The sequence below is a fragment of the Enterococcus sp. S53 genome, from assembly GCF_016516865.1.
GTDB lineage: Bacteria > Bacillota > Bacilli > Lactobacillales > Enterococcaceae > Enterococcus_D > Enterococcus_D innesii.
Genome location: NZ_JACVUH010000016.1, coordinates 61,884 through 68,624, shown reverse-complemented (window position 1 = coordinate 68,624; position 6,741 = coordinate 61,884). Strand labels below are relative to the sequence as shown.

6 protein-coding genes and 1 pseudogene are annotated in these 6,741 nt (G+C 32.4%); all 7 read right to left on the bottom strand.

What is annotated here, in order from left to right:
- Positions 1-1,568, bottom strand: a 1,568-nt coding sequence (locus IAE45_RS15845) for a MucBP domain-containing protein (protein ID WP_233619112.1), incomplete at its 3' end; no start/stop codon positions are given.
- A gap of 507 nt (positions 1,569-2,075) precedes the next feature.
- Positions 2,076-2,363, bottom strand: a pseudogene (locus tag IAE45_RS15840) (DUF7006 family protein); the annotation flags it as partial.
- Positions 2,364-2,773: 410 nt separating this feature from the next.
- Complete coding sequence (locus IAE45_RS15835; protein WP_081119388.1) at positions 2,774-3,457, bottom strand: ABC transporter ATP-binding protein; 684 nt, start codon at positions 3,455-3,457, stop codon at positions 2,774-2,776.
- Positions 3,450-3,896 (bottom strand): hypothetical protein, encoded by a 447-nt coding sequence (locus IAE45_RS15830; RefSeq protein WP_200127213.1) that lies wholly within the window; start codon positions 3,894-3,896, stop codon positions 3,450-3,452. The genes IAE45_RS15835 and IAE45_RS15830 overlap by 8 nt, the downstream gene beginning before the upstream one ends.
- 63 nt (positions 3,897-3,959) lie before the next feature.
- Complete coding sequence (locus IAE45_RS15825; RefSeq protein WP_200127215.1) at positions 3,960-4,712, bottom strand: ABC transporter permease; 753 nt, start codon at positions 4,710-4,712, stop codon at positions 3,960-3,962.
- Complete coding sequence (locus tag IAE45_RS15820) at positions 4,702-5,670, bottom strand: ABC transporter permease (RefSeq protein WP_200127217.1); 969 nt, start codon at positions 5,668-5,670, stop codon at positions 4,702-4,704. The genes IAE45_RS15825 and IAE45_RS15820 overlap by 11 nt, the downstream gene beginning before the upstream one ends.
- Positions 5,671-5,799: 129 nt before the next feature.
- Positions 5,800-6,228, bottom strand: coding sequence for a hypothetical protein (locus tag IAE45_RS15815; protein ID WP_081119341.1), 429 nt, complete (start codon positions 6,226-6,228; stop codon positions 5,800-5,802).
- Positions 6,229-6,741: the final 513 nt, after the last annotated feature.

The window sequence follows — 6,741 nt, the reverse complement described above, 5'->3', positions numbered from 1 at the left end:
GGGTCTGCCAACTGATTCCCTTCGGAATCTTGATACTTCACTGTGACTGGTGCTGCATCGCTGCGTTCATATACATACACCACTTCTTGGGCTGTGTCACTGAATGTTCCCGTCGGATTACCTTGAACTTCTTTTATAGTATACCCGTCTATTTCTAACTTATACTCTGGCGTTGTTGCATCAAAAGATTCACCAATATTACCGCTAATTTTTTGAGAAGGCTTCAATTCATTCCCTTCAGTATCAATATAACTCACCGTAACATCTGCAGCGGCTTCTTGATGATTGATCGAAAATTGGTGCAAATAGGTTCCTGAAGAAATGGCGTAAAAACTATATCCATCTGGTTGAGCATAGGATCCGGCAGGATTATTCAGTCGTGCGTTATACTCCATTGTTTCGATACTTTCAAATTCACTTTGAGTAACCCCAGATACAGTAATCCCATCTTCTGTAATACTTAATCTTGAGGAGGGTACCTGTACACCATTCAAATCAAAGTACGTCTGACTAGTACTATTCGATTTTGTAAAAGGAGGCTGATATCCATCAAAATTTGTTAAACGATTAGGCATAATGGAAAATGGAACAAAAAATGATTGATTATCGGGATCGTAATTTAACTCTTTTGCAGATAATGAAGTAATCGCATCATTTCTTCCTGTGTTTTGGCCATAAGCAGCTAAGTTTGATAATTTGGGAAACTCATTTATCACAGTAAAATCTGTCACGCCACAGAACTGTATTCTTAATTCTGTTAGATTTGGTAATGCAACCAGAGGTGCAATTGTCGTAATATTCATATTGGACTCGAAACTTAGCGACTCTAGTCCTTTCATATTAACTATTTTTGAAAATACAGCATCGGTTACATTTGCGGAACTAAGATTTAATCTAGTTAAATTGGCACCAAAGTTTGGTACATTATCATCCGTTACATTAGCACCCATCAAATATACATAAACTAAGTTATTTAACGAAGTGAGAACGGAAAAGTCAGTAACCTGATTTTTGCCGCTCATATAAAATGATGATAGATTTGTTGCATATTCCAAGCCTGTCAAATCAGCAATAGCGGAATCTGCAGCGTAGATATAGAGAGTCTGAAGTTTGCTCATCTGTTCCTTCGTGATTTCGGACACATCTATACCTAAAGATTTAGCAACTACGGATTGTAGTGCTGGATCCGGAAGCCAAGCTGCAAAATCTTCTTGATCATTATTTACTGCAACCTCAGATGGATTTGCAGAACTTTGACTTGTCGTCTCATTTTCAACTTGGCTATTCCCCTGATCTTCGCCAGAATACTTTGCGTTGTTAGAAGAGCTTTGCGTTGTTGTTTCTTCCGTGGATTCATTATTATCTTCTGTCGAAGTATCAGAAGATTCACTTTGCGTTGTTGAAGAATCCAGCGTTGTACTCGAATTACTCATATTTTCAGATTCTTCATTAGTTGCTTGTGCTACACTTTCTTGTTGCTCATCTGATCGAACATTCACAATGGGAACAAAAAAAGAAGGTACTATTAAACTTGCCAAAGATATGTAGGAAAAAATTTTCTTTTTCATCTGCCAACTCCATCGTGGTATTTTTTTAACCACCTATTTTTATATCTCATCTATTGTAGTAATAATGTATTCTATAGTAAATACTTTTCAAGCAAGGACAGAGTTCCTTCAACCAAAAATAATCATTATTTTTATAAGATACTTGGTATTATGTAATAATAGTTCCTCTTTGTTTTTTAACAACCCAGAACAAAGTTTAAAGAATGAAAGTTTCTATCTTTGTTAAATGATAGTTAGTGAAAGTCTTCCCGACGTGGACCAAACGTCGAAGAGAGGCCCAGATTCATGATAAGATAGATCATTTCTGCATTACCTTTGACCAATTCTGCTTTTCCCGTGTCATAGTTGGTAAGTGCATAGGATTCAATAAGCACGTTTAGCTTCTCGCAATTTTTCACGTCTGTCCTCTATCGTTCGGTTAGAAATTTTATTACGTCTTCATAGGATTCCATCCCTGACTTCAAAATATATTATAAAAGACTACTTTTCCTTGATTCTTTTTCCAGATCACTTTATTTTAAAAATTAGTGAATGGCTAGTTACATCATTCAATTTATATCCACATAATTCTTTATTGTAGTATGGATAATCTTGTTCTACTATTTTTAACACTTCTTCGTCTGTAAAATCAAAATCTTCTATGGTGATAATGAGTTCTCGTAATAATACTAACTTAGAATATATTCCCATAATTATTGGAATATCAATCCAAAAATTCGCGGACGTTAATGCTTCTATCAATTCTTTTAATTTTTGAACTTGATTTTCAATATAATTTTTTATCAACGGATGTGCTTTAAATGAACAATGTTTTGTATATCAATAGACACAAAACGAAAGCTATTTGCTTCAATTGTCATAAAAAAAGAGGGTCCAGAAACTAGTCATTTTCTGAACACTCTTCTTATCAGTTCCATAATGAATATTCTATCTATTCAAAGACTAATTTTGCTCAACATATCCGACCATCCAGAATGATTTATACATCATCTAAAAGAAAGGTCAACAATGTATACTCTGATGTCCTTTAAATGGAGATACTTTCTGACCTAATTATTTGAGCTGCTGAAAGAGCTATGAAATGAGGAATCAAAAAAGGATCAAAAACTTAAAAGTTTCTGACCCCTTCCATTATGAATTAAATCAATTTCAAAATTCGCTGGTAATAACTCTTGCTACGGCTGATAGTAGAATTCAAAATTATTTTAGATATTTCTAAAGTCTTGAAAATTCTCTAGTTTTCTATCTTTTAACATGTATAGCTCATCGCAAATATTTGCTACGGAAGCGTCATGTGTCACCATTACAAAGCTCGTATTATTCCATTCAATTCTTTGAAATATATCTAATACCATTAATTCTGTCTCTGAGTCTAGTGAACCAGTTGGTTCATCTGCCAAAATAAGTTTTGGATCAGTAATCAGTGCTCGAGCAATTCCTACTCTTTGTTTTTCACCGCCAGATAAATAGCTAGGGTTCTCAGATAGTAAGTGTGAAATATCTAAGCGCTTTGACATAACATGAACTTTTTTCTCTACATTTTTTTTCTCCACACCTAAATATTTTAGTGGTAAAGCAATATTTTCAAAAACATTCTTACTTTCAATCATCGGATTATCTTGAAATATAAAACCAATATTCCTCAAACGATTGAAGCTTCGCTCATTCGCGCTCATATTGCTTAAATTCTTTCCATCAAAAATGATAGCTCCTGTTTCTACTTTGATCAATCCTGCAATTAGTTTTAACAATGTTGTTTTGCCACTGCCGCTTTTTCCCATGATTGCGACTTTTTGGCCTTCATTTAAAGTTAAGTTAAGATTTTCGAAAAGTTCTTTTTTATTCCTACCATCTTTTATTTGAAGTGCAACGTTTTGAATACTAATCATTTGTAATTCTCCATTTCTTAAGAATTATGGTTACTGAGAGATAAAATAGTAAAAATAGTAATAACGCCAGGCATAGTAATGATATCAGAAAACTACTGGTAACTCCCCCTAAGTAATTGGTTATAACCACACTTATAATTACAACACTTGATAAAAGTAATACTTTTTCTCCAAGGAAGTACTGGCGAATCTCTTTTTTTGTAGCACCTAAAAACAAATGTAAATGGTAAACCTTTTTATCACGAAACATTTCTAAGTAAGAAAATACTATCGTTACCGCTATTAATACAACAATTGAAAAATAAGCAACTAGTTTTAGTAACCTATTGTTTTTAGTGATCGTATAGAGAATAGAAGATAGATGAAATCCTGATTCTCCTATCAAATCAATTGTACCAACTTGGTAAGGCTGAGAAAGATCATTTACGAATTTATACATTTGTTCTTGCGATAAAGAATCAGGTACCTGATAGTATCCATTAATTCCGTTTAAAAAATGTTTTTAAAAAAATGAAAAATCTTCTTTATTTAGTTGTTGGGGAGCCTTTTCTATGAAAGGAAGCATAATACGATCATCTAATACATAATCATCATACTCATTAAAAACAATTCTTTCCCCTTTTTCAACAAAACCGATTACTTTGGCTTCGAAATTTTTAAATAAATAAGAAATTTGAATTTTGTCTCCAACAGAAAAGTATTCTGAATAATTGTCTCCTAATATCACCGAAATTTTATTGTCATTGTATTGATAATCTTCTTGTGAGAACAAATTTCCTTGTGATAACCTAAGGTTAAAACGTTGAAGCACCTTATTGTTTATTTGCAGTGATTTATATGGAATTTCATCACTACTCATGTTATCAATAACATTAACAATATGTTCATAGCTATCAATAAACTGAGTATCCAAATTGTTTTCCTCCAAATAGTTTATACCTTGGCTTCCAATCACTTGGTATTCTCCTATTTTACTTTCCAATAATTCGTTATACAGGGACGAGAGGTAATTTACACTCTGAAGATTTTTTAAAAAGTTCTCTTCGTCTTCTCCAATTAGAGTATCCACTAACTTGAACGTTTTAGTATCTCCTGTGGAGATTCTTTTCTCTTCATTACTATTTTCTTGAGACATAACATTTGAAACCGAAAGCGTTAGAAATGAAAACAACAAAAACAAACTGTATAAAAATAACAAATATTTTTTTCGTTTAACAGATTCAAAAATCTCGGACAGATAATTATTAAATTTCATCAAGCTTCCTCCAATTTCTCAAGAAAAGAAGAATAAATAGGGTTGCTGCACTACATATGATAAGAAACTGAGAAGATATATAATTAGTTGTAAATGAATGTATTGAATCATAAATATATTTTTTAAACGGAAAATATAGAATAGTTAAAACCAGAACACTCTCAACCAACCATACAGCTAATAACTGTTCTATCTCTTCTATAAGAACCGTATTTCTAGATATCCCTATAATTTTTTTCAAATAATTTGTAGATTGAGATAAAGTAAGATAGAAAAATATACAAATTCCTACCCCTAACAAGCAGAGTATTTGAAAAGAATAGCGCAACAAATTATTATTGCTTTCTGTATTTTTCGCATTATATATTTTGGTATCATCGGAATACGTAATGGCGGATATATCATTGATCAAATGTTTTTTTACTTTTTCCATCGCTGATTCATTTGAGTTAATTTGATAAACCCCTTGAGTTTGAGTTCCCACCAATGAATCAATATTAATTAAAGCCGTTTTGTTTAAATTTTTTGAATATGCTCCGTCTAATACGCCAATGATTTCGTAATTTTTTCCTTCAATATTTACATTGTTTTTATTTTTAGAAGCCAATTCTTTTCCAACAATCGCTCTGTTCTTCCCATCATAGAAATCTTCTTTAACAAAGTTTCTCCCCTCAGAAAGTGGCAGATACCAGTCGTAGTTAGTATAAATTGCTTTATAGTAAAAATTGCTTTCTAAATTTTTCACAACAAGCATTTTCTTTTGATCACCTAACAAATTTCCCCATGTTTCGGAAGCTAGATTATTATTAACAATAAGACGTACTGACTCTCTAGACGTAAAATTATTGGAAACAAAGTCTAAATTACTTTGATAATAAAAATAAAAAAAGGAAAAAGCATTTATGAGTGTTGCAATCAGAAAAATTAGATTTGTTACGAAAAAAAGTGTTCTTTTCAAAAAATTCCCTCTTTTCTCTTTCCTAATGTTAGCATAACCTTTGGCGCTTATTGAATTAATCGGCCTAAATAAATATACCCAACTTCAAGAGTTGGGTATCCTAATTCGAACATTAGATTTTTTTAGCAATCAGCTTCCCCAGTAAGTATAAGTTACTAGATCTCGAACCCCTGTTGCTTCAGCATATGAATAAGCTTGCCCGTATTTTCTTCCCGAATCTACACGTACATCTTTAAGTATAGGGGCTTTTAGCTGCACACGAGAATAGTGGTAAACATTACGCCAGTAAGTCTCAGCCCATCCAGTTTTTTGTCGGGTAGTAACATTCTTGTTCCCACTATTATGATAGAAATCTTTTGCTCTTGCTGAAACTAAAGAGTTTGCATTTGTTGGTTTGTTTCCAAACTCCCCTTCTCCTTCTATCCAGCCACCAGAAAACTCAGACGTAGCTTCTGACGCTACAGCGGAATTGGGTTGATACGTAAAAATACCTAATGATACAACACCAACTAAAAATAATCCTTTGATACTTTTTTTAGCAACACTAATCATTTCCATTACTTCCTCCTTGCACATTATATTTTATTCACTATTTCATAATAAAACGATATCATGTAACAACATTAAAAGTAAATAACAAAATCTAAATAAGATTATTCAATAATTTTATAAAACATACTATTTATGAAACGATTCGTTTTAAAAATAGCATTATATATAAATTCAGCTAAATTCTATAGTTTCTTTCAGTGCTTAACTTTATGATATGTCTAACCGCTGAAATTATGGTATCTTGAGCAAAAAATGTTTTCAGGATTTCTACTTTTTTATCTGCCATATTTGTAGACAGTAAGAACATTTTTTCTAAAAAAGAAAAATCCCTTCTGTTTGCAACAGAAGGAATAAAGTAGTATTAGATTTCTTACCAAACTCTGTAACTCCATGTATAATAATAAGTGTCAAACCAAAGTCCTCTTTTGATACTGGTAGTAGTTCTCCCTGATTCTGAAACACCATTAGTGAACCAAATACTTCTCCAAGTTAGGACGGTTACCCCTCCCCAAACGTCCA